Genomic DNA, 19,006 nt, shown 5'->3' on the forward strand with positions numbered 1-19,006 from the left:
GTAGGGCCGACCGGGCCTGAGCGATCGCGGAGCGCCCATCGGTCAATCCGAAAGGCTCCGCCCCGTGCAGGAATTCGCACCGCCGCCCACCTTCCCCGCCCTCGTCACCACGCTCCGCGCCGCAGGCTGTGTCTTCGCCGAGGACGAGGCGGAACTCCTTCTCTCCGCAGCGGCTGACCCCGCCGAGCTCGCCGTCATGCTGGAACGGCGCACAGCCGGGTTCCCGCTTGAACACGTGATCGGCTGGGCCGAGTTCTGCGGACTGCGGTTCGCCGTGGACCCCGGGGTCTTCGTGCCCCGGCGGCGTACCGAACTCCTCGTCCGGCAGGCCGCTTCCCTCGCACCCGACCGGGCGGTCGTGGTCGACCTCTGCTGCGGTACCGGGGCGCTCGGCAGAGCACTCACCTCGTCGCTGCCGGAGGCCGAACTGCACGCCGCCGACGTGGACCCCGCCGCCGTGCGCTGCGCCCGGCGCAACGTGGGAGCAGGCGGAACGGTCTACGAGGGTGATCTCTTCGCCCCCCTGCCCCGTTCGCTGCGGGGGAAGGTCGACGTCCTGCTCGCCAACGTGCCGTACGTACCGACCGACGACGTCGAGCTGCTGCCCGCCGAGGCGCGTGTCCACGAGCCGCGCGTGGCGCTCGACGGGGGCAGCGACGGGCTCGACGTGATGCGGCGCGTCGTCGCCGAGGCGAACGACTGGCTCGCTCCCGGTGGCAGCATGCTGGTCGAGACGAGCGAGCGGCAGGCGGCGCGTGCCGCGGAGACGGTGGGAAGCGGCGGGCTGGTCGCGCGCGTCGTCGACTCCGAGGAGCTGTACGCCACGGTCGTCATCGGGACCCGCCCCCGGTAGGAGGCCCGGGGCCACGTCATGCGGACCTCCGGGGCGGCAGCCGTCCGTGCGCCTCCGGGCCTCCGGGCTCCCTGGGGTGGCAGCCGCCCCCGGGCCCCCGCTCACGCCCGGTCGACGGGGACCGTCTCAGCCCCGGCCCCACGACTGCGGCTTCTCCGGATCTCGGACCGCCCGGATCCGGGTGACACGGCCGTCGGCGACCTCGTCCTCGCCCCGGTCCAGGTCGCCGTCGGCATCGCACACGTGCCGTCGGTCCATCTGCCGCTGGGCGTCCTGGTGTTCGGACTGGTCGTGCTGGTGCGGCGCTGACACCCGGTGAGTCCGGTGCGGGACGTACCCGGGGCCGGGCGAGGCCGGCCCCGGGCAGGTGCCTCAGGCGAAGCGCCAGCGCGTCTGGCCGTACGGGTCGCCCTTGGCGAAACCGAAGGCGGTGCGGGGGGCCACCGCGAACACCTCCGCACGGCCGCCCGCACCGTTGGAGAACATCCCGTCCGTGACGCCGAAGTGCCAGTCGGCGCCGTACTTCGCCTCCCAGGCCTCGGCCAGCGCGATCAGCCGCTGCTCGTCCGCCACCCGGGCGGCGCGGCCCTCGACCACCACGTCGAACCCCTCGTTCAGCGTGTTGGCGCCGGTGGTCAGGACGACCTCCGGGTTGGCGGCCAGGTTGCGCGCCTTCCGTTCGGAGGGGCCCGTGCAGAAATGCAGCGCGCCCTCCGACCAGAGGCCGATCAGCGGGGTGACGTGGGGGCGGCCGTCGGGCCGGACCGTGGACAGCCAGTACAGCTCCGCGCGGTCCAGCAGGGCGACCGCCTCCGCCCAGGGCCGGGCGGTGGCGTCCTCGCCGCTGTAGTGGGGGTCGAGAGTGGTGTCGGGGGTGGCTGTGTCCTTGGCCGGCATGGCGTGCCTCCTGGGGCGGTATGGCGGTGTGCGTGGCCTTTTCGCCGATCGTGCCTCTGCAGTACGGACTCCGCCGCCGCTCCGGATTCATCGGTGCCGGGCTAGGCTCGAAGAGCGGATATGTGTGATCGGCGGGCAGGAGACACAGGATGACGACGGTGCCGGGACGCAGGAGCAGTACGTTCACCAGACTGCTGCGGCACGGTTTCACCGATCCGTCCGCCGCCGAACGGCTGCTGGAACTGCCCGAGCTCTCCTCCGTACGGGCCGATCCCGTCCTCCTCGAGGCTCTCGGTGCGACCGCCGACCCCGATCTGGCCCTGCGCAGCCTCGTACGGCTCGTCGAGGCCGAGGAGGCCGGGGAACGGCAGATGCTGCTGGACACACTGGTCACGGCCAAGCCGCTGCGGGACCGGCTCCTCGGAGCCCTCGGTGCCTCCGAGGCGCTCGGGGACCATCTGGCCCGGCACCCGCGTGACTGGCAGGTGCTGGTCACCTACGAGGCCACCGATCTGCACCCCGGGGTGCCCGAGTTCGAACACATGCTCTGCGACGCGGTCGACCCGGACTCACTGCGCGTCGCCTACCGCAGGTCACTGCTGTCGATCGCCGCCCGGGACGTCTGCGGTACGACGGATGTCGCGCAGGTCGCCGCGGAGCTCGCCGACCTGGCGACGGCCACCCTGCGGGCGGCGCTCGCCATCGCCCGGGCCGCCGCGCCCTCCGACGCCGCGCAGTGCAGGCTCGCCGTCATCGCGATGGGCAAATGCGGCGGGCACGAACTGAACTACGTGTCCGACGTCGACGTGATCTTCGTCGGTGAGCCCGTCGACGGCGCGGAGGAGAACGGCGCCCTGCAGGCCGCCACCCGGCTCGCCGCCCATCTGATGCGGATCTGCTCCGACACCACCGTCGAAGGCACCATCTGGCCCGTCGACGCCAACCTCCGCCCCGAAGGCCGCAACGGGCCGCTGGTACGGACCGTGTCCTCACACCTCGCCTACTACCAGCGCTGGGCCAAGACCTGGGAGTTCCAGGCGCTGCTCAAGGCCCGGCCGGTCGCCGGGGACGCCGAACTCGGGGCGGAGTACGTCGAGGCCGTGTCGCCACTGGTATGGCAGGCCGCAGACCGGGAGAACTTCGTCGCCGACGTCCAGAAGATGCGCCGCCGCGTCGTCGACAACATCCCCGTCGACCGTGTCGACCGCGAACTCAAGCTCGGCCCCGGCGGACTCCGGGACGTCGAATTCGCCGTACAGCTGCTCCAGCTGGTCCACGGGCGCAGCGACGGTACCCTGCGCTCCGGTTCCACCCTGGAAGCCCTGCGGACCCTCGCCGAAGGCGGGTACGTCGGGCGGGCGGACGCGGCGCAGCTGGACGAGGCGTACCGCTTCCTGCGGACCATGGAACACCGCATCCAGCTCCACCGTCTGCGCCGCACCCATCTGGTTCCCGAGGAGGAGACCGACCTGCGCAGGCTCGGACGCTCCCTCGGCCTGCGCACGGACCCGGTCGCCGAGCTCAACCGGGCGTGGCGGCGACACGCCTCCGTCGTACGGCGGCTGCACGAGAAGCTCTTCTACCGGCCGCTCCTGGACGCCGTCGCCCAGCTCGCGCCCGGCGAGAGCAGGCTCAGCGCGAAAGCCGCCGGCGTCCGCCTGGAGGCCCTCGGTTACGCCGATCCCGCCGCCGCGCTGAGGCACCTGGAGGCCCTGTCCTCCGGGGTCTCCCGCAAGGCCGCGATCCAGCGCACGCTGCTGCCGGTGCTGCTCGGCTGGTTCGCGGACTCCGCCGATCCGGACGCCGGGCTCCTGGGCTTCCGGCAGGTGTCCGACGCCCTCGGCAAGACCCCCTGGTACCTGCGGCTCCTGCGCGACGAGGGTGCGGCGGCCGAGAATCTCGCCCGTGTCCTGTCCGCGGGACGGCTCGCCCCCGACCTGCTGATGCGCGCCCCGGAGGCCGTCGCCATCCTCGGTGACCCCGAAGGGCTGAGGCCGCGCAGCCGGGAGCACCTGGAGCAGGAGGTGCTGGCCGCGGTCGGCCGGGCGCCGGGCGCCGAAGCGGCCGTCGCGGTGGCGCGCGGGGTACGGCGGCGGGAGCTGTTCCGTACGACGGCCGCCGACCTCATCGGCTCGTACGGTACGGAGGACAACCCGGCCGAACCCGACCCGGGCGCTCTCGTCGACCGGGTCGGCTCCGCGGTCACCGACCTGAACGCCGCCACGTTGTCCGGGGCGCTGCGTGCCGCCGTCCGCGAGCGGTGGGGTGACACCCTGCCGACCCGGTTCGCCGTCATCGGCATGGGCCGTTTCGGCGGGCACGAGCTGGGCTACGGCTCGGACGCGGACGTCCTGTTCGTGCACGAGCCCCGGGAAGGGGTCGGCGACGAGGAGGCGGCCCGGGCCGCGAACGCCGTCGTCACGGAGATGCGCAGACTGCTTGAGCTGTCGACGGCCGACCCGCCGCTCCTGATCGACCCCGACCTGCGGCCCGAGGGCAGGACCGGGCCCCTGGTGCGCACCCTGAAGTCGTACGAGGTGTACTACCGGCGCTGGGGGCTGGTCTGGGAGAGCCAGGCACTCCTGCGCGCGGCGCCGATGGCCGGAGACGAGGAACTGGGCCGCGCCTTCATCGAACTCGCCGACCCTCTGCGGTACCCGGTGGAGGGACTGGGGGACGACGCCGTACGGGAGATCCGGCGGCTCAAGGCACGGATGGAGTCCGAACGCATACCGCGCGGGGCCGATCCGACGCTCCACACCAAGCTGGGGCGTGGCGGGCTGAGCGACGTGGAGTGGACGGTCCAGCTGATGCAGATGCAGCACGGCTGGGCGGAGCCCGGACTGCGGACCACAGGTACGCGGGAGGCGCTGGCGGCGGCCTGCGCGGCGGGGCTGATCCCCGCGGAGGAGGCACAGACACTGGACGAGGCGTGGGTGCTGGCCTCGCGGGTGCGCAACGCGGTGATGCTGGTGCGGGGGCGGCCCGGCGACACGTTCCCCTCGAATCCGCGTGAGCTGACCGCGGTGGGGCGGTACCTGGGCTATGAGTCGGGGCACGTGGGGGACATGCTGGACGACTACCGGCGGATCACCCGGCGGGCCCGGGCGGTGGTGGAGGAGAGGTTCTACGGCGCCGCGGGGTGAGGCCGGCGGGTCCCGCACCCGGGCCGGCCGGGCAGGAGGGCCGGGCCCGGCCCCGGCCCGGCCCGGCCGCCGGACGGTGCCCTCAGTCGCCGGCCGGGCTCGACGTCTGCGGGCCGGGGCCCGCCACCTCGACGCGGGGTGTGACAGCCTCCGTGGCCGGCCCGGGCGCCCGCGCCGGCCACGGGCGCAGGGCGCGCGACCGGCCGGTGCCGGAGCGCTGCACCCGCTTCGGCAAGCGGTGCGGCAGCGCCCCGTACCAGGCGAAGGAGAGCGCCCCTCCGAACGCCAGGCAGGCCGCTCCGCCCACCGCGTCCAGCCAGAAGTGGTTCGCGGTCGCCACGATCACGACCAGGGTGGCCGCGGGGTACAGCGCGCCCAGGATCCGCGCCCAGGGTGCGGAGGCCAGGGCGCAGATGGTCAGACCGCACCACAGGGACCAGCCGATGTGCATGGACGGCATGGCCGCGTACTGGTTCGACATGTGCTTGAGGTCGCCCGAGGCCATCGAGCCCCATGTCTGGTGCAGCATCACCGTGTCGATGAAGCGGGCGCCGTTCATCAGCCGGGGCGGAGCCAGCGGGAAGACGTAGTAGCCGAGCAGGGCCACCGCCGTGGTGGCGAAGAGGACCAGGCGGGTGGCCGCGTAGCGGCCCGGGTGACGGCGGAAGAGCCAGACGAGCACGCCGATGGTCACGGCGAAGTGGAGTGTCGCGTAGTAGTAGTTCATCGACACGATCAGCCATGTCACCGAATTGACGGCCCGGTTGACCGTTTCCTCGAAGGCGAGACCCATGGTGTGCTCGAGGGACCAGATCAGGTCGGCGTTCCGCAGGGCCGCGGCCTTCTGCTCGGGTACGGCGTTGCGCACCAGCGAGTAGAGCCAGTAACTGACCGCGATCAGCAGGATCTCGAACCAGAGACGCGGCCGTCGCGGTGAACGCAGGGACCGGAGTGAGGGGCGTGTGCGCATGCGGGACAGAGCGATCGCCTTCGTTGAACCGGACGCCGACGTTCCGTCCGCGTCGGGTGACGGGGTGGCCGCCGTGCTGTCTTCCTGTGTGGTCACGTGCGATTCACCCATAGGCGCAGAGTCTGCCAGATACGTCCCCCCTCTGCCCGATGATCCTCCGGTCGGGTTCCGGTCGCACGTTCGATACTTTACCGACGGGCGCGGGAGGCCTGGGAGGGACCTGGCCCCGAGGCCGTTGAACCGCGTACCACCAGTTCGGGCATGAACACGAACTCGCTGTGCGGAGCGGGCGTGCCACCGATCTCCTCCAGCAGCGTGCGCACGGCGGCCTGCCCCATCGCCGTCACCGGCTGCCGGATGGTGGTCAGCGGCGGATCGGTGAAGGCTATGAGGGGCGAGTCGTCGTAGCCGACGACCGACAGGTCGCGCGGAACCTCCATCGACAGCCTGCGGGCCGCCCGGATCGCCCCGAGCGCCATCATGTCGCTCGCGCACACCACCGCGGTGCAGCCGCGTTCCATCAGTGCCGAAGCGGCCGCCTGGCCGCCCTCCAGCGTGTACAGGGAGTGCTGGACCAGTTCCTCCACCGCGTCGGCCGTGAGAGCGAGCTGCTCCCGCATCGTGGCGTGGAACCCCTCGATCTTGCGGAGCACCGGGACGAAGCGCTTGGGTCCGACCGCCAGGCCGATGCGCTGATGGCCCAGCGCCACCAGGTGCGTCACCGCGAGGCGCATCGCCGCCCGGTCGTCGGGGGAGATGAACGGGGCCTGCACCTTGGGGGAGAAGCCGTTGACCAGGACGAAGGGGACGCCCTGGGCGCGCAGTCGCTCGTAGCGCTGCATGTCGGCCGAGGTGTCGGCGTGCAGTCCGGAGACGAAGATGATGCCCGAGACACCGCGGTCGACGAGCATCTCGGTGAGCTCGTCCTCGGTGGATCCGCCCGGCGTCTGGGTCGCCAGCACCGGCGTGTAGCCCTGCCTGGTGAGCGCCTGACCGATGACCTGGGCCAGTGCGGGGAAGATCGGGTTCTCCAGCTCGGGCGTGATCAGGCCGACGAGCCCCGCGCTGCGCCGGCGCAGCCGGACGGGGCGTTCGTAGCCGAGGACGTCGAGCGCCGCGAGGACGGATTCACGGGTGGCCGCTGCGACCCCGGGCTTGCCGTTCAGTACGCGGCTGACCGTTGCTTCGCTGACCCCCGCCTGAGTTGCGATATCGGCAAGCCGTGCGGTCATGGGACTGGACTGTACCGGGCGCGTGTCGGATTGCCCACCGTGCACGGGATCCGGGCGGTCCGCCCCCCGTGGGCGCCGGGTGGCGGCCCCGGGCGGCAACTTCTTGCAAACCCTTGCGGGCGCTTTCCGGCCGTCGCGGTCGTATCGTCGTACCTCCCCTGCACGGGGTCTGGCCAGGCGTGGTCAGGGTGTACGGGCTTCCGTCAAGAGGCTTGACGGCAACCTTGAGGACACGCCAATGTAACGATCAGCGGTGCTTGCAGAAATCCTCCGCAAAGTCTTTCGGACGCCTTTCATCCTTGTTACGTTCACGTCGACCCGGCGCCGCGACGGAGCGGTACGGCAGTTGAAGGAGTTCAGATGCGACGTGGCATAACGGCCACCGCCCTGGTCGCGACCCTGGCGCTCGCGGCGACCGCCTGCGGAGGCGACGACGAGTCCGGTGGCGGCAAGAGCTCGGGCGAGCTCTCCGGCACGGTGACCTGGTGGGACACCTCGAACGTCGGCAGCGAGGACAAGGTCTTCAAGAAGATCGCCGAGGGTTTCGAGAAGAAGCACCCGAAGGTCGACGTCAAGTACGTCAACGTCCCCTTCGGCGAGGCGCAGAACAAGTTCAAGAACGCCGCGCAGGCCGGCTCCGGCGCCCCCGACGTCATCCGCTCCGAGGTCGCCTGGACCCCCGAGTTCGCGGACCTCGGCTACCTCGCCCCGCTCGACGGCACCACGGCGCTCAAGAACGAGGGCGACTTCCTCGAGCAGTCCGCCGCGTCGACCCGGTACAAGGGCAAGACGTACGCGGTCCCGCAGGTGATCGACTCCATGGGCATCTTCTACAACAAGAAGATGTTCAAGGACGCCGGTGTCGAGCCGCCCGCGAAGATCGCGGACCTGAAGAGCGTCGCCCAGAAGATCAAGGACAAGACCGGCAAGACCGGTCTCTACCTGCGTGGCGACGACTCCTACTACTTCCTCTCCTTCCTCTACGGCGAGGGCGGTGACCTGGTCGACGCGGAGAAGAAGGCCGTCACCGTGGACAACGCCCAGGGCGTCAAGGCGTTCGGCGTCGTGAAGGACCTCGTCGACTCCGGGGCCGCCAAGACCGACGCCACGGACGGCTGGGAGAACATGATGCAGTCGTTCAAGAACGGCGACGTCGCGATGATGATCAACGGCCCCTGGGCCGTGGCCGACACGCTCACCGGCAAGGAGTTCACCGACAAGGCGAACCTGGGCATCTCCACGGTGCCGGCCGGCTCCGCCGCGCAGGGCGCCCCGCAGGGCGGACACAACCTCGGCGTCTACGCGGGCTCCGAGAACATCGACGCCTCCTACGCGTTCGTCGAGTACATGACCTCCGTCGAGTCCCAGGCGCAGGTCGCCGGTGAGCTGAACCTGCTGCCGACCCGCACCTCCGCGTACTCCAAGCAGGAGGCGGCGGACAGCGAGATCGTCCAGTTCTTCAAGCCCGTCGTCGAGACCGCGGTCGAGCGTCCCTGGATCCCGGAGACCGGCAGCCTCTTCGCCCCGCTGAACGTCGAGTACACCAAGGTCCTCACCGGCCAGACCACGCCGGAGAAGGCCGCCAAGGCGACCGGCGACTCCTACCGCAAGCTCCTCAAGGGCTGGAAGTAACACAGGAAGGCAGGCCGACTGATGGCTGTCCACACCAGCCAGTCGGTGGCGAGGGCCGCGGGCGACGACGTCGCCCGCGGCCGGAGCCGCGGTACTGGTAAATCCGCTCCGCCGAGCAAGCTCCGGCGCGCCCTGTCGGTCCACTGGTACGCCTGGACCATGGTCGCCCCGGTCGTGCTCGTGATCGGCGTGATCATCGGCTATCCGCTGGTCCGCGGCATCTGGCTGTCGCTGACCGACGCCAACGAGCGCAACGTCGCCCGGTCCATCGGCGTCAACGAGATGCCCGCCACCTACGAGTTCGTGGGGCTGGACAACTACGCCGACGCCCTGACCGGCACCCAGTTCCTCGGCACGCTGGGCTGGACGCTGGTGTGGACGGTCTCCTGTGTGACCATCACCTTCTGCCTGGGCATGGCCCTCGCCAACATCCTCAACCGCAGGATCGCCGGCCGCTCCGCCTACCGCATGGCGCTGATCCTGCCCTGGGCCATCCCCGGCTTCGTCTCGGTCTTCGCCTGGCGCTTCCTCTACAACGAGAACAACGGCCTGCTCAACAAGATCCTCGGCGGCGCCGGGATCGACGGCATACCCTGGCTGAACGACCCCACCTGGGCCAAGTTCTCCGTCATCGCCGTCAACGTCTGGCTCGGGGTGCCGTTCATGATGGTCGCCCTGCTCGGCGGCCTCCAGTCGATCCCCGCGGAGCAGTACGAGGCCGCGGAGATGGACGGCGCCACCGCCTGGCAGCGCTTCCGCCACGTCACGCTTCCCGGACTGCGCCCGGTGTCCACCACGGTGGTCCTGCTCTCCACCATCTGGACCTTCAACATGTTCCCGGTGATCTTCCTGCTGACCCGCGGCGGACCCGGTGAGGCCACCCAGATCCTGGTCACCCAGGCGTACAAATTCTCCTTCGAGATCAGCCCGCGCGACTTCGCGCAGTCCTCCACCTGGGGCGTGCTGATCCTCGTACTCCTGATGCTCTTCGCCATGGTGTACCGGCGAGTGCTCCGCACGCAGGGAGACAACTGGTGACCACCGTTACCGCAACCCCCGCCCGGCACAGCGCCCGCAAGCCCCGCAAGCGGGGCGACCGCTCCCCGGCCGCATCCGTGGCCCTGCACCTCACCCTGATCGTCATGTCGGTGATCGCGGTCTTCCCGGTGCTGTGGGTCCTGCTGACCTCGCTGAAGCCCGCTGAGTTCGCGTCGACGACGGACTTCTTCAAGGACACGACGTTCGAGAACTACGCGAACCTGATCAAGGACACCGAGTTCCTGGCCTGGTTCGGCAACTCGGTGATCGTCGCGGGGCTCTCCACCGTCATCGGAGTCTTCGTCTCCGCCACCACCGGCTACGCCGTCAGCCGCTTCCGCTTCCCCGGCAAGCGCGGACTGATGTGGACCCTGCTGGTCACCCAGATGTTCCCGGTGGCCGTCCTCATCGTGCCGATCTACAACATCATGTCGACGATGGGCCTGCTCAACCAGCCGGCCGGACTCGTCATCACCTACCTCACCATCTCGGTGCCGTTCTGCGCCTGGATGATGAAGGGCTTCTTCGACACGATCCCGCGCGAGATCGACGAGTCGGGACAGGTGGACGGGCTCACACCGTTCGGCACGTTCTGGCGGCTCATCCTGCCGCTCGCCAAGCCCGGCCTCGCCGTCACCGCCTTCTACTCCTTCATCACCGCCTGGGGCGAGGTCGCGTACGCCTCCGCCTTCATGGTCGGTGACGAGAACCTCACGCTCGCCGGCGGACTGCAGAAGTTCGTCAACCAGTACGGAGCCCAGTGGGGCCCGATGACCGCGGCGTCCGTGCTCATCGCGATCCCGGCCGCACTGGTCTTCCTCTTCGCGCAGAAGCACCTGGTCACCGGCATGTCCGCCGGAGCCGTCAAGGGCTGACGCGCCCAGTCCCGTACGACCGCACCCCACGTCACGGCGGCGCCGGACCTCTGACCCGGTCCCGGCGCCGCTCCCCACCCAGACACCCCAGGGACGACATGACCCAGCACCTCGCTGCCCCCTCCACCGGCACGTCCGACGACGCCTTGGGCCACCGCACCGGCTGGTGGCAGGACGCGGTGATCTACCAGGTCTACCCACGGAGCTTCGCCGACAGCAACGGCGACGGCATGGGCGACCTCGCCGGCGTCACCGCGCGCCTCCCGTACCTCAGGGACCTCGGTGTCGACGCCGTCTGGCTCAGCCCCTTCTACGCCTCGCCGCAGGCGGACGCGGGCTACGACGTCGCCGACTACCGGGCCATCGACCCGATGTTCGGCACGCTCCTCGACGCCGACGCGCTGATCCGCGAGGCCCACGGCCTGGGCCTGCGCATCATCGTGGACCTGGTGCCCAACCACTCCTCCGACCAGCACGAGTGGTTCAAGCGCGCCCTCGCCGAGGGGCCCGGCTCCGCCCTGCGCGAGCGCTACCACTTCCGTCCCGGCAAGGGCGCCGACGGCGAACTCCCGCCCAACGACTGGGAGTCCATCTTCGGCGGACCCGCCTGGACCCGGACCACCGACCCGGACGGCACCCCCGGCGAGTGGTACCTGCACCTCTTCGCGCCCGAGCAGCCCGACTTCAACTGGGAACACCCGGCCGTCGCCGACGAGTTCCGCTCCATCCTGCGCTTCTGGCTCGACATGGGGGCCGACGGTTTCCGCGTCGACGTCGCCCACGGCCTCGTGAAGGCGGAAGGCCTCCCGGACCTGGGATCGCACGACCAGCTCAAGCTCCTGGGCAACGATGTCATGCCGTTCTTCGACCAGGACGGTGTGCACGAGATCTACCGCAGCTGGCGCACCATCCTCGACGAGTACCCCGGCAACCGCATCCTCGTCGCCGAGGCGTGGACCCCCACCGTCGAGCGCACCGCCAACTACGTGCGCCCCGACGAGATGCACCAGGCCTTCAACTTCCAGTACCTGTCGACCGCCTGGGACGCCACGGAGCTGCGCACCGTCATCGACTCCTCGCTCGACGCGATGCGTCCGGTGGGCGCGCCCACCACCTGGGTGCTGTCCAACCACGACGTCACCCGGCACGCCACCCGCTTCGGCAACCCGCCGGGCCTGGGCACCCAGATCCGCACCCCCGGCGACCGCGAGCTCGGTCTGCGCAGGGCGCGTGCGGCTACCCTGCTGATGCTGGCCCTCCCCGGTTCCGCCTACGTCTACCAGGGTGAGGAGCTGGGCCTGCCGGACGTCACGGACCTGCCCGACGAGGTCCGCCAGGACCCGTCGTTCTTCCGCGCCGAGGGCCAGGACGGCTTCCGCGACGGCTGCCGCGTGCCGATCCCGTGGACCCGTGGGGGAAGCTCGTACGGCTTCGGCGACGGCCCCAGCTGGCTGCCGCAGCCCGACAGCTGGGGCGCGCTCTCCGTCGAGGCCCAGAGCGGCACGGAGGGCTCCACCCTGGAGCTGTACCGCGCCGCGATCGCGGCCCGCCGCGAGCACCCGGGCCTCGGTGCCGGCACGGACGTGGAGTGGCTGGACGCCCCCGAAGGCGTACTCGTCCTCGGCCGCACCGGCTTCGTCTGCACCGTCAACACGACGGGCGCACCGGTACGGATGACGGCCCCCGGCACCCTGCTGCTCGCCAGCACCCCGGTGACCGTCGAGGGCACCACGTTCGAGCTGCCCGCCGACACCACGGTGTGGTGGACGGTGTGACCGTCCCCGCACCCAGGACCGGACCGGCGCTCCGGCTCTCCGACATCGCCGGTCAGGCCGCGGTCAGCGAGGCCACCGTCAGCCGGGTCCTCAACGGCAAGCCGGGCGTCGCGGACACCACGCGTCAGCGGGTGCTCGCGGCGCTCGACATCCTCGGCTACGAACGCCCCGTACGGCTGCGGCAGCGCAGCGCCGGACTGATCGGACTGGTGACGCCCGAACTCGTCAACCCGATCTTCCCGGCGTTCGCGCAGTCCGTGGAGCAGGTCCTCGCGGGGCACGGCTACACGCCAGTGCTCTGCACCCAGCTGCCCGGCGGCGCCACCGAGGACGAACTGGTCGAACAGCTCGTCGAGCGTGGTGTGGGCGGCATCGTGTTCCTGTCCGGGCTGCACGCCGACACCTCGGCCGACCCGTCGCGCTATGCCGCTCTCAGTGAACGCGGGGTGCCGTTCGTCCTCATCAACGGCTACAACGAGCACATCAGCGCCCCGTTCGTCTCCCCCGACGACCAGGCAGCCGTGCGGATGGCCGTCGGCCATCTCGCCGAGCTCGGGCACCGGCGGATCGGCCTGGCGATCGGACCGCAGCGTTACGTGCCCTCCCGCCGCAAACGCGAGGGCTTCGTGGACGCGGCCGTCTCGCTGCTGGGCATGGACCGCGAGGAGGCCGAACTCCTCGTCTGTTCCACACTGTTCAGTGTCGAGGGCGGCCAGGTCGCGGCGGGCGCCCTGCTCGACGCGGGCTGCACCGGCATCGTCTGCGGCAGCGACCTGATGGCACTCGGCGTGGTCCGGGCGGCGCGGGGGAGGGGCTACGACGTCCCGCGTGACGTCTCCGTCGTCGGCTTCGACGACTCCCAGCTCATCGCCTTCACCGACCCGCCGCTGACCACGGTCCGCCAGCCGGTGCAGGCGATGGCGGCGGCGGCGGTGGGAGCGCTGCTGGAGGAGATCGCCGGAAGCCCGGTGCAGCGCACGGAGTACGTGTTCCAGCCGGAGCTGGTGGTGCGGGGGTCCACGGCGGCGGTGCGCAGCGCCTGAACGGGCGTGGAGGCGGGGAATGCGTGGGGCCGGGTCCGGAGGGGGACCCGGCCCTTCGCGTTCCGGTCGGGCGCACGTCCTCGTCGGGTGTACGGCGGATCACCCCGGCCGGTGACGGCTGCGGGGTCCGGCGGGGACGCCCGGAGGTCCGTGCCGCGGCGGGCGGTTCCACAAGTGTTGTCGTGAACCTTGCAAAAAGGTTACGGTCCTTGGTTCTCTTCCGTTAGGAAAGTTTCCTAATCGGCTGAACCTGTGATCGGAGCCCTTCATGAGCCCCGCACTTTTCCGGATCCGCCCAGTCGCTGCCGCAATCGGCGGTGCCTTACTCTTCGCGCTGGCCTTCACCGCCGCGCCGGCTGCGCCCGCCGCCCCCGTCCCGGGCCGCGCGGCCGTCACCGCCGGACACCAGGCGCAGGCCGCCGCCGGGCTGACCGCGGAGATCACCCGGACGTCGTCCTGGGACAGCGGCTACGGTGCCGCCGTGACCGTCACCAACAACGGCGGCACGGCGGCGAACGGCTGGACCATCGAGTTCGACCTGCCGGCCGGGACGGACGTCACCACCCACTGGTCCGCCACCAAGACCCGGCAAGGGCAGCACTACACCTTCACCAACGTCTCCTACAACGGCGCCGTCGCCCCCGGCCAGGCGGTGAGCTTCGGGTTCAACGCCGGGGGCCCCGGGCTGCCCCTCAACTGCACCGTCGACGGCGCGCCCTGCAAGGGCGGCGGAACCACCGAGCCGCCCACCGACCCGCCGGCCGGTGCGAGCCCCGTCGCCGTCAACGGGCAGCTCACCGTGTGCGGTACCAAGCTCTGCAACGAGCACGGCAACCCCGTCCAGCTGCGCGGCATGAGCAGCCACGGCACGCAGTGGTACCCGCAGTGCCTGACCGGAGGGTCGCTGGACGCCCTGGCGAACGACTGGAAGGCCGACGTCCTGCGCGTCTCCACGTACGTGCAGGAGGACGGCTACGAGACCGACCCCGAGCATTTCACCGACCTCGCGAACACCCTCATCCAGCAGGCGACCGACCGCGGAATGTACGTCATCGTCGACTGGCACATGCTCAGCCCGGGTGACCCGAACGCCAACCTCGCCAACGCGCGGAAGTTCTTCACCGACATCGCGAACCGCAACAAGACGAAGAACAACATCCTCTACGAGATCGCCAACGAACCCAGTGGCGTGAGCTGGCCGCAGATCAAGAGCTACGCGGAGCAGATCATCCCGGTCATCAGGAACGTGGACTCCGACGCCCCCGTACTCGTCGGAACCCGGGCCTGGTCCTCGTTCGGCGTGTCCGAAGGGGCCGATGAATCCGAGGTCGTGAGCAACCAGGTCAGGGCCTCCAACATCATGTACACCTTCCACTTCTACGCCGACTCGCACCGCGACGAGTACCTGGCGACCCTCTCCCGGGCCGCCGGCAAGCTCCCCGTGTTCGTCACCGAGTTCGGCACCCAGAACTACTCGGGCGAGGGGGACGACGACTTCGCCATGTCCCAGCGCTACCTCGACCTGATGGCAGCCAAGAAGATCAGCTGGGTCAACTGGAACTTCTCCGACGACCACCGCTCGGGTGCCGTTTTCAAGACCGGCACCTGCACCAGCGGGGGCCCCTGGGCCGGGACCTCGTCACTGAAGCCCGCCGGGGTCTGGATCCGCGACCGGATCAGGACCCCGGACGACTTCCGGACGAGCTGACCTCCACCTGCCTGCCTGCTGTCCGGGAGCGCCCTTTGGGCGGCAGGCCACGGCAGGTCCGGGCCTCGGGACGATCAGCTCGCGGATGCGTACGCCAGGGAGGCCGCCCAGGTGGTGGGGGCGAAGCCGAGGAGGGGGCCGTGAGGGTCCTTGGAGTCGCGGACGTGCATCGCGCCGGGTGCGGCCGCCACCTAGACGCAGACGTTGCCGCTGCTGCTGTCGCTGTAACTGCTCTTGGGCCAGGCCAGCTCGCGGGTGTCCTCGGCGGAGGGCTTGCCGGTCACGTCTCTCCCCGCACGTGTCCGATGGAGGCGAGCGACTCCCGTGGCGTGAGCGCCTGGAGCAGGGGTGCGGCCTGCTGATCGTCGAGGCGCTCGCGGACCGCTGGGGCATCGCTGCCGGGACTGCCCCGCGCAAGACGGTCCGGGCCGAACTCGACCTCGTGCGGTGACCGCCGCCACCGGGGCGCGGGGTTCCGGGACCCGGTGGGCCGTGACGCGGTGGCCCGCGATGTCCAAAAACCTTTGGAGAACCAGGGAAACAACCCTTCCCCGCCCAACCCGCCCTCATACCCGCTTTGTCACTCACTCGGGTGACATAACGCAACCGGGCTGGATTTGGCACGTGTTGCCGGGCATATGGTCGTCCCGACCATCACAGACATGCGACGGTCCCCGACGGGACCGGAATGCCGATCGAGGGCCCGACCGCCGAGGAAGCAGAGGCTTCCCGATGGGCACCCAGCAGATTACCGCGCCCCCGTGCGCCCGGCCCGCCGTTTCGGGCCTCATCCACAGCAACGTCCGGCACACCGCAGGTTTCACCGTCGTCGGCAATCACGAGGGGATCTTCGGCGAGGAGACCTCCGCAGACGGGTGACGGCAGGTGTGCCGGTCCCGCTGTTCACGTCAGACCAGCAGTGCGGCGGCCTGGTCACGCGCCTCGCGCAGCCAGGACTCGCGGGCCTCGTCGGAGGAGTCGGTGACCGTCCGGAAGACGACCCGGCGTACGTCGGTAATGCCGACGTACGGCAGGACACACGCCGACCAGATCTTGTCCAGCGGATCCCCGAACTCGCTCTCCTCGCGGTCGGCGGGAGTGTCGGAGGTGTTCAGGACCAGGGCCCGGCCGGCCTTCAGCAGTCCCTCGGGTTCCCCGTCCGACGTGCCCAGCTTGTAGGCGACGCCGGGCGCCAGCACCCGTTGCACCCACCCGGTGAGGACGGCGGGCGGCATGCCCCACCAGTTGGGGTGGACGAACACCATCGCGTCGAGGGTGGCCACCTCCGCCCGGTGCAGCGCCAGCTGCGCATCGGCGGTGGCCGAGGTCGCCCGGACCGTCTCCGTCTCGTCGGCGGACAGTCCGGGGGTGAATCCCTCCGCGCAGAGATCGTGCGCGATCACGTCGCTCCCGCGGCCGCGCAGCTCCCGCACGACGGCGTCGAACACCGCGTGGTTGAAGCTGCCGGGCCGTGGGTGGGCGAGGTAGACCCCGGTACGCGACATGCCATCTCCCCGAGAACGTCGTTGCGGTCGTCAGACATGGGGTCATGGAGCAGCCCCCGCTCGATCGCCCATCATGACCGGTGAGGAACCGCGGGGAGAAACCGGCCGGTGGGGCCGGGCCGGGCCGTGGATGACGCGGCCGGTGGACAGGACAGCCCGGCCGCGCACAGGAGAGGCCCCGGAGTCGGCCCAGGATCGGGCCGGCGGGGAGGCGACCCCGGGACCTCTCCCCGGCGTGACCGGCCCGGCCGGCCGGGCGCGTGGGGCCGGCGTACCGGCCCCCGGCCGGCCGGACCGGAGTCGGGACGAACTTAACAGCCTCGCAATATTTTGCGTAAGGGCTTGCGGAGAGGAATCTCCAGGATTTCACGGATGTGAGCGGGACGTAACCGCAGGATGTCCAAGGGGTTGACCTGCGCAGGTCAGGCTCGTACGGTCTGGCGCACATGAAGTTCTGCATCCTTGCTGCAAGAAGCTTCATGGGCCTTGAGGGCACGGCGCGTTGCCATGTGAGGCTGCTCCGCCATCCCCCGCACTTCCCCCACCGCAGGAGGAACGTCATGGCACGCAGGCCCCTGTCTGCCGCGCTCGCCCTCACCACGGGCGCCGCTGTCCTCGCCATCCCCACCGGGCTCGGCACCGCCGGGACCGCCCAGGCCGCACCACCCGGAGAGAAGGACGTCACCGCGGTGATGTTCGAGTGGAAGTTCGCCTCCGTGGCCAAGGCGTGCACCGACAGCCTCGGCCCCGCCGGTTACGGCTTCGTCCAGGTCTCCCCGCCCCAGGAGCACATCCAGGGCGGCCAGTGGTGGACCTCGTACCAGCCCGTCAGTTACAAGATCGCCGGGCGTCTCGGCGACCGCGCCGCCTTCGCGAACATGGTCAGCACCTGCCACGCGGCAGGGGTCAAGGTCGTAGCGGACTCGATCATCAACCACATGTCGGCCGGTTCGGGCACCGGCACGGGCGGCTCCTCGTACACCAAGTACGACTACCCGGGCCTCTACTCGGTCAACGACATGAACGACTGCCAGACCCAGATAGGCAACAACTACGGGGACCGCGCCAACGTCCAGAACTGCGAACTGGTCGGTCTCGCCGATCTGGACACCGGCGAGGACTACGTACGCGGCAAGATCGCCGGCTACCTCAACGACCTGCTCTCCCTCGGCGTCGACGGCTTCCGGATAGACGCCGCCAAGCACATGCCGGCCGCGGACCTCGCGAACATCAAGTCCCGGCTCAGCAACACCGGGGTGTACTGGAAGCACGAGGCGATCCACGGAGCCGGTGAGGCCGTCTCGCCCTCCGAGTACCTCGGCAGCGGCGACGTCCAGGAGTTCCGCTACGGCCGTAGCCTCAAGCAGGTCTTCGACAACGAGAACCTCGCCAACCTCAGGAACTTCGGCGAGGGCTGGGGCTTCATGGAGTCCGGCAGGTCCGCCGTCTTCGTCGACAACCACGACACCGAGCGCGGCGGCGACACCCTCAGCTACAAGGACGGCTCGAAGTACACCCTGGCGAGTGTCTTCATGCTGGCCCACCCCTACGGCTCCCCGGACGTCCACTCCGGTTACGAGTTCAGCGACCACGACGCCGGCCCGCCCAACGGCGGCCAGGTGAACGCCTGTTACAGCGACGGCTGGAAGTGCCAGCACGCCTGGCGCGAGATCTCCTCCATGGTCGGCTTCCGCAACGCCGCCCGTGGCCAGGGCCTCTCGAACTGGTGGGACAACGGCGGTGACCAGATCGCCTTCGGACGCGGCTCCAAGGCGTACGTCGCGATCAACCACGAGGGCTCCTCGCTGACCCGTACGTTCCAGACGTCGCTGCCCGCCGGTGACTACTGCGACGTGCAGTCCGGCACGGGTGTCACCGTCAACGGCTCCGGGCAGTTCACCGCCACCCTCGGGTCCGGTACCGCCCTGGCCCTGCACGTCAACGCCCGTACGTGCTCCGGTGGCGGGACTTCCGACCCGGGCCCGGGGACCGTCCGGTCCGGCGCGTCCTTCGGCGTCAACGCCATCACCCGGCCCGGCCAGAACATCTACGTCACCGGCAACCAGGCCGCGCTCGGCAACTGGGCGCCCGGCGGCGCGCTCAAGCTCGACCCGGCGGCGTACCCCGTCTGGAAGCTCGACGTCGACCTGCCCGCAGGCACCACGTTCGCGTACAAGTACCTCCGCAAGGACGCGAGCGGCAACGTCACCTGGGAGAGCGGCGCCAACCGCACCGCCACCGTGCCCTCCTCCGGCAAGGCCGCGCTGACCGCCGACGTCTGGCGCAGCTGATCCACATCCGGCGGGCCGGGGACGCGAGGGTGAGCGTCCCC

Annotated in this window: 16 protein-coding genes and 1 pseudogene; 11 read left to right on the top strand and 6 right to left on the bottom strand. The window is 70.5% G+C overall.

The features are described from left to right. Positions 1 to 64: 64 nt before the first annotated feature. Positions 65 to 853 (top strand): putative protein N(5)-glutamine methyltransferase, encoded by a 789-nt coding sequence (locus ACF1FZ_RS06730; protein WP_391772286.1) that lies wholly within the window; start codon positions 65 to 67, stop codon positions 851 to 853. Positions 854 to 979: 126 nt separating this feature from the next. Here the strand turns inward: ACF1FZ_RS06730 and ACF1FZ_RS06735 are convergent, their stop codons facing one another. After that, entirely contained in the window at positions 980 to 1,165 is a 186-nt protein-coding gene (locus tag ACF1FZ_RS06735) for a hypothetical protein (RefSeq protein WP_391772618.1), read from the bottom strand. 60 nt (positions 1,166 to 1,225) lie between these two features. After that, a complete protein-coding gene (locus ACF1FZ_RS06740) occupies positions 1,226 to 1,750 on the bottom strand; it encodes a pyridoxamine 5'-phosphate oxidase family protein (RefSeq protein WP_250289489.1) in 525 nt (174 codons plus the stop codon). Positions 1,751 to 1,899: 149 nt separating this feature from the next. On the opposite strand from ACF1FZ_RS06740, the gene ACF1FZ_RS06745 reads away from it, so the two are divergent. Further along, on the top strand, positions 1,900 to 4,896 hold the full coding sequence (locus ACF1FZ_RS06745; protein WP_391772287.1) for a bifunctional [glutamine synthetase] adenylyltransferase/[glutamine synthetase]-adenylyl-L-tyrosine phosphorylase: 2,997 nt from the start codon (positions 1,900 to 1,902) through the stop codon (positions 4,894 to 4,896). An 82-nt stretch (positions 4,897 to 4,978) separates the two neighbouring features. Here the strand turns inward: ACF1FZ_RS06745 and ACF1FZ_RS06750 are convergent, their stop codons facing one another. Beyond that, a complete protein-coding gene (locus tag ACF1FZ_RS06750) occupies positions 4,979 to 5,866 on the bottom strand; it encodes a phosphatase PAP2 family protein (RefSeq protein WP_391772605.1) in 888 nt (295 codons plus the stop codon). 188 nt (positions 5,867 to 6,054) lie between these two features. Further along, positions 6,055 to 7,098 (bottom strand): LacI family DNA-binding transcriptional regulator, encoded by a 1,044-nt coding sequence (locus tag ACF1FZ_RS06755; protein ID WP_391772288.1) that lies wholly within the window; start codon positions 7,096 to 7,098, stop codon positions 6,055 to 6,057. Between the two features lie 360 nt (positions 7,099 to 7,458). Between ACF1FZ_RS06755 and ACF1FZ_RS06760 the strand changes: the two genes are divergently transcribed. The 6 genes from ACF1FZ_RS06760 to ACF1FZ_RS06785 all read left to right on the top strand — a co-directional run bounded on the left by ACF1FZ_RS06760 (position 7,459) and on the right by ACF1FZ_RS06785 (position 15,169). After that, positions 7,459 to 8,730, top strand: a complete 1,272-nt coding sequence (locus ACF1FZ_RS06760) for an extracellular solute-binding protein (protein WP_391772289.1) — start codon at positions 7,459 to 7,461, stop codon at positions 8,728 to 8,730. Between the two features lie 21 nt (positions 8,731 to 8,751). Next, positions 8,752 to 9,768 (top strand): carbohydrate ABC transporter permease, encoded by a 1,017-nt coding sequence (locus ACF1FZ_RS06765; RefSeq protein ID WP_391772290.1) that lies wholly within the window; start codon positions 8,752 to 8,754, stop codon positions 9,766 to 9,768. Continuing rightward, positions 9,765 to 10,643 (top strand): sugar ABC transporter permease, encoded by an 879-nt coding sequence (locus tag ACF1FZ_RS06770; protein WP_391772291.1) that lies wholly within the window; start codon positions 9,765 to 9,767, stop codon positions 10,641 to 10,643. Before ACF1FZ_RS06765 ends, ACF1FZ_RS06770 begins: the two co-directional genes overlap by 4 nt. A 98-nt stretch (positions 10,644 to 10,741) precedes the next feature. After that, entirely contained in the window at positions 10,742 to 12,418 is a 1,677-nt protein-coding gene (locus ACF1FZ_RS06775) for an alpha-amylase family glycosyl hydrolase (protein WP_391772292.1), read from the top strand. After that, positions 12,403 to 13,461 (top strand): LacI family DNA-binding transcriptional regulator, encoded by a 1,059-nt coding sequence (locus ACF1FZ_RS06780; protein WP_391772293.1) that lies wholly within the window; start codon positions 12,403 to 12,405, stop codon positions 13,459 to 13,461. Before ACF1FZ_RS06775 ends, ACF1FZ_RS06780 begins: the two co-directional genes overlap by 16 nt. Before the next feature lie 268 nt (positions 13,462 to 13,729). Then, complete coding sequence (locus ACF1FZ_RS06785) at positions 13,730 to 15,169, top strand: cellulase family glycosylhydrolase (protein ID WP_391772294.1); 1,440 nt, start codon at positions 13,730 to 13,732, stop codon at positions 15,167 to 15,169. 74 nt (positions 15,170 to 15,243) lie between these two features. Here the strand turns inward: ACF1FZ_RS06785 and ACF1FZ_RS06790 are convergent, their stop codons facing one another. Next, on the bottom strand, positions 15,244 to 15,360 hold the full coding sequence (locus tag ACF1FZ_RS06790) for a DUF397 domain-containing protein (protein ID WP_391772295.1): 117 nt from the start codon (positions 15,358 to 15,360) through the stop codon (positions 15,244 to 15,246). A 149-nt stretch (positions 15,361 to 15,509) separates the two neighbouring features. Here ACF1FZ_RS06790 and ACF1FZ_RS06795 point away from each other — a divergent pair. Both ACF1FZ_RS06795 and ACF1FZ_RS06800 read left to right on the top strand, forming a co-directional pair. Further along, positions 15,510 to 15,620 (top strand): annotated as a pseudogene (locus tag ACF1FZ_RS06795) (ATP-binding protein); the annotation flags it as partial. Positions 15,621 to 15,901: 281 nt separating this feature from the next. Further along, on the top strand, positions 15,902 to 16,048 hold the full coding sequence (locus ACF1FZ_RS06800; RefSeq protein ID WP_391772296.1) for a hypothetical protein: 147 nt from the start codon (positions 15,902 to 15,904) through the stop codon (positions 16,046 to 16,048). A gap of 29 nt (positions 16,049 to 16,077) precedes the next feature. On the opposite strand, the gene ACF1FZ_RS06805 is transcribed toward ACF1FZ_RS06800, so the two are convergent. Further along, positions 16,078 to 16,674: an NAD(P)H-dependent oxidoreductase gene (locus ACF1FZ_RS06805; protein ID WP_391772297.1), complete on the bottom strand. Its 597-nt coding sequence runs from the start codon at positions 16,672 to 16,674 to the stop codon at positions 16,078 to 16,080. A 560-nt stretch (positions 16,675 to 17,234) separates the two neighbouring features. On the opposite strand from ACF1FZ_RS06805, the gene ACF1FZ_RS06810 reads away from it, so the two are divergent. Then, positions 17,235 to 18,965 (top strand): carbohydrate-binding module family 20 domain-containing protein, encoded by a 1,731-nt coding sequence (locus ACF1FZ_RS06810; protein WP_391772298.1) that lies wholly within the window; start codon positions 17,235 to 17,237, stop codon positions 18,963 to 18,965. The last annotated feature ends 41 nt before the right edge of the window (positions 18,966 to 19,006 follow it).

Source organism: Streptomyces sp. NPDC014623 (assembly GCF_043088245.1).
GTDB lineage: Bacteria > Actinomycetota > Actinomycetes > Streptomycetales > Streptomycetaceae > Streptomyces.

Bases quoted from the DNA above. Each gene is read 5' to 3' on its own strand.
- ACF1FZ_RS06740 (WP_250289489.1), bottom strand. From the start codon at position 1,750: ATGCCGGCCAAGGACACAGCCACCCCCGACACCACTCTCGACCCCCAC.
- ACF1FZ_RS06745 (WP_391772287.1), top strand. From the start codon at position 1,900: ATGACGACGGTGCCGGGACGCAGGAGCAGTACGTTCACCAGACTGCTG.
- ACF1FZ_RS06750 (WP_391772605.1), bottom strand. From the start codon at position 5,866: ATGCGCACACGCCCCTCACTCCGGTCCCTGCGTTCACCGCGACGGCCG.
- ACF1FZ_RS06755 (WP_391772288.1), bottom strand. From the start codon at position 7,098: ATGACCGCACGGCTTGCCGATATCGCAACTCAGGCGGGGGTCAGCGAA.
- ACF1FZ_RS06760 (WP_391772289.1), top strand. From the start codon at position 7,459: ATGCGACGTGGCATAACGGCCACCGCCCTGGTCGCGACCCTGGCGCTC.
- ACF1FZ_RS06765 (WP_391772290.1), top strand. From the start codon at position 8,752: ATGGCTGTCCACACCAGCCAGTCGGTGGCGAGGGCCGCGGGCGACGAC.
- ACF1FZ_RS06775 (WP_391772292.1), top strand. From the start codon at position 10,742: ATGACCCAGCACCTCGCTGCCCCCTCCACCGGCACGTCCGACGACGCC.
- ACF1FZ_RS06785 (WP_391772294.1), top strand. From the start codon at position 13,730: ATGAGCCCCGCACTTTTCCGGATCCGCCCAGTCGCTGCCGCAATCGGC.
- ACF1FZ_RS06800 (WP_391772296.1), top strand. From the start codon at position 15,902: ATGGGCACCCAGCAGATTACCGCGCCCCCGTGCGCCCGGCCCGCCGTT.
- ACF1FZ_RS06805 (WP_391772297.1), bottom strand. From the start codon at position 16,674: ATGTCGCGTACCGGGGTCTACCTCGCCCACCCACGGCCCGGCAGCTTC.
- ACF1FZ_RS06810 (WP_391772298.1), top strand. From the start codon at position 17,235: ATGGCACGCAGGCCCCTGTCTGCCGCGCTCGCCCTCACCACGGGCGCC.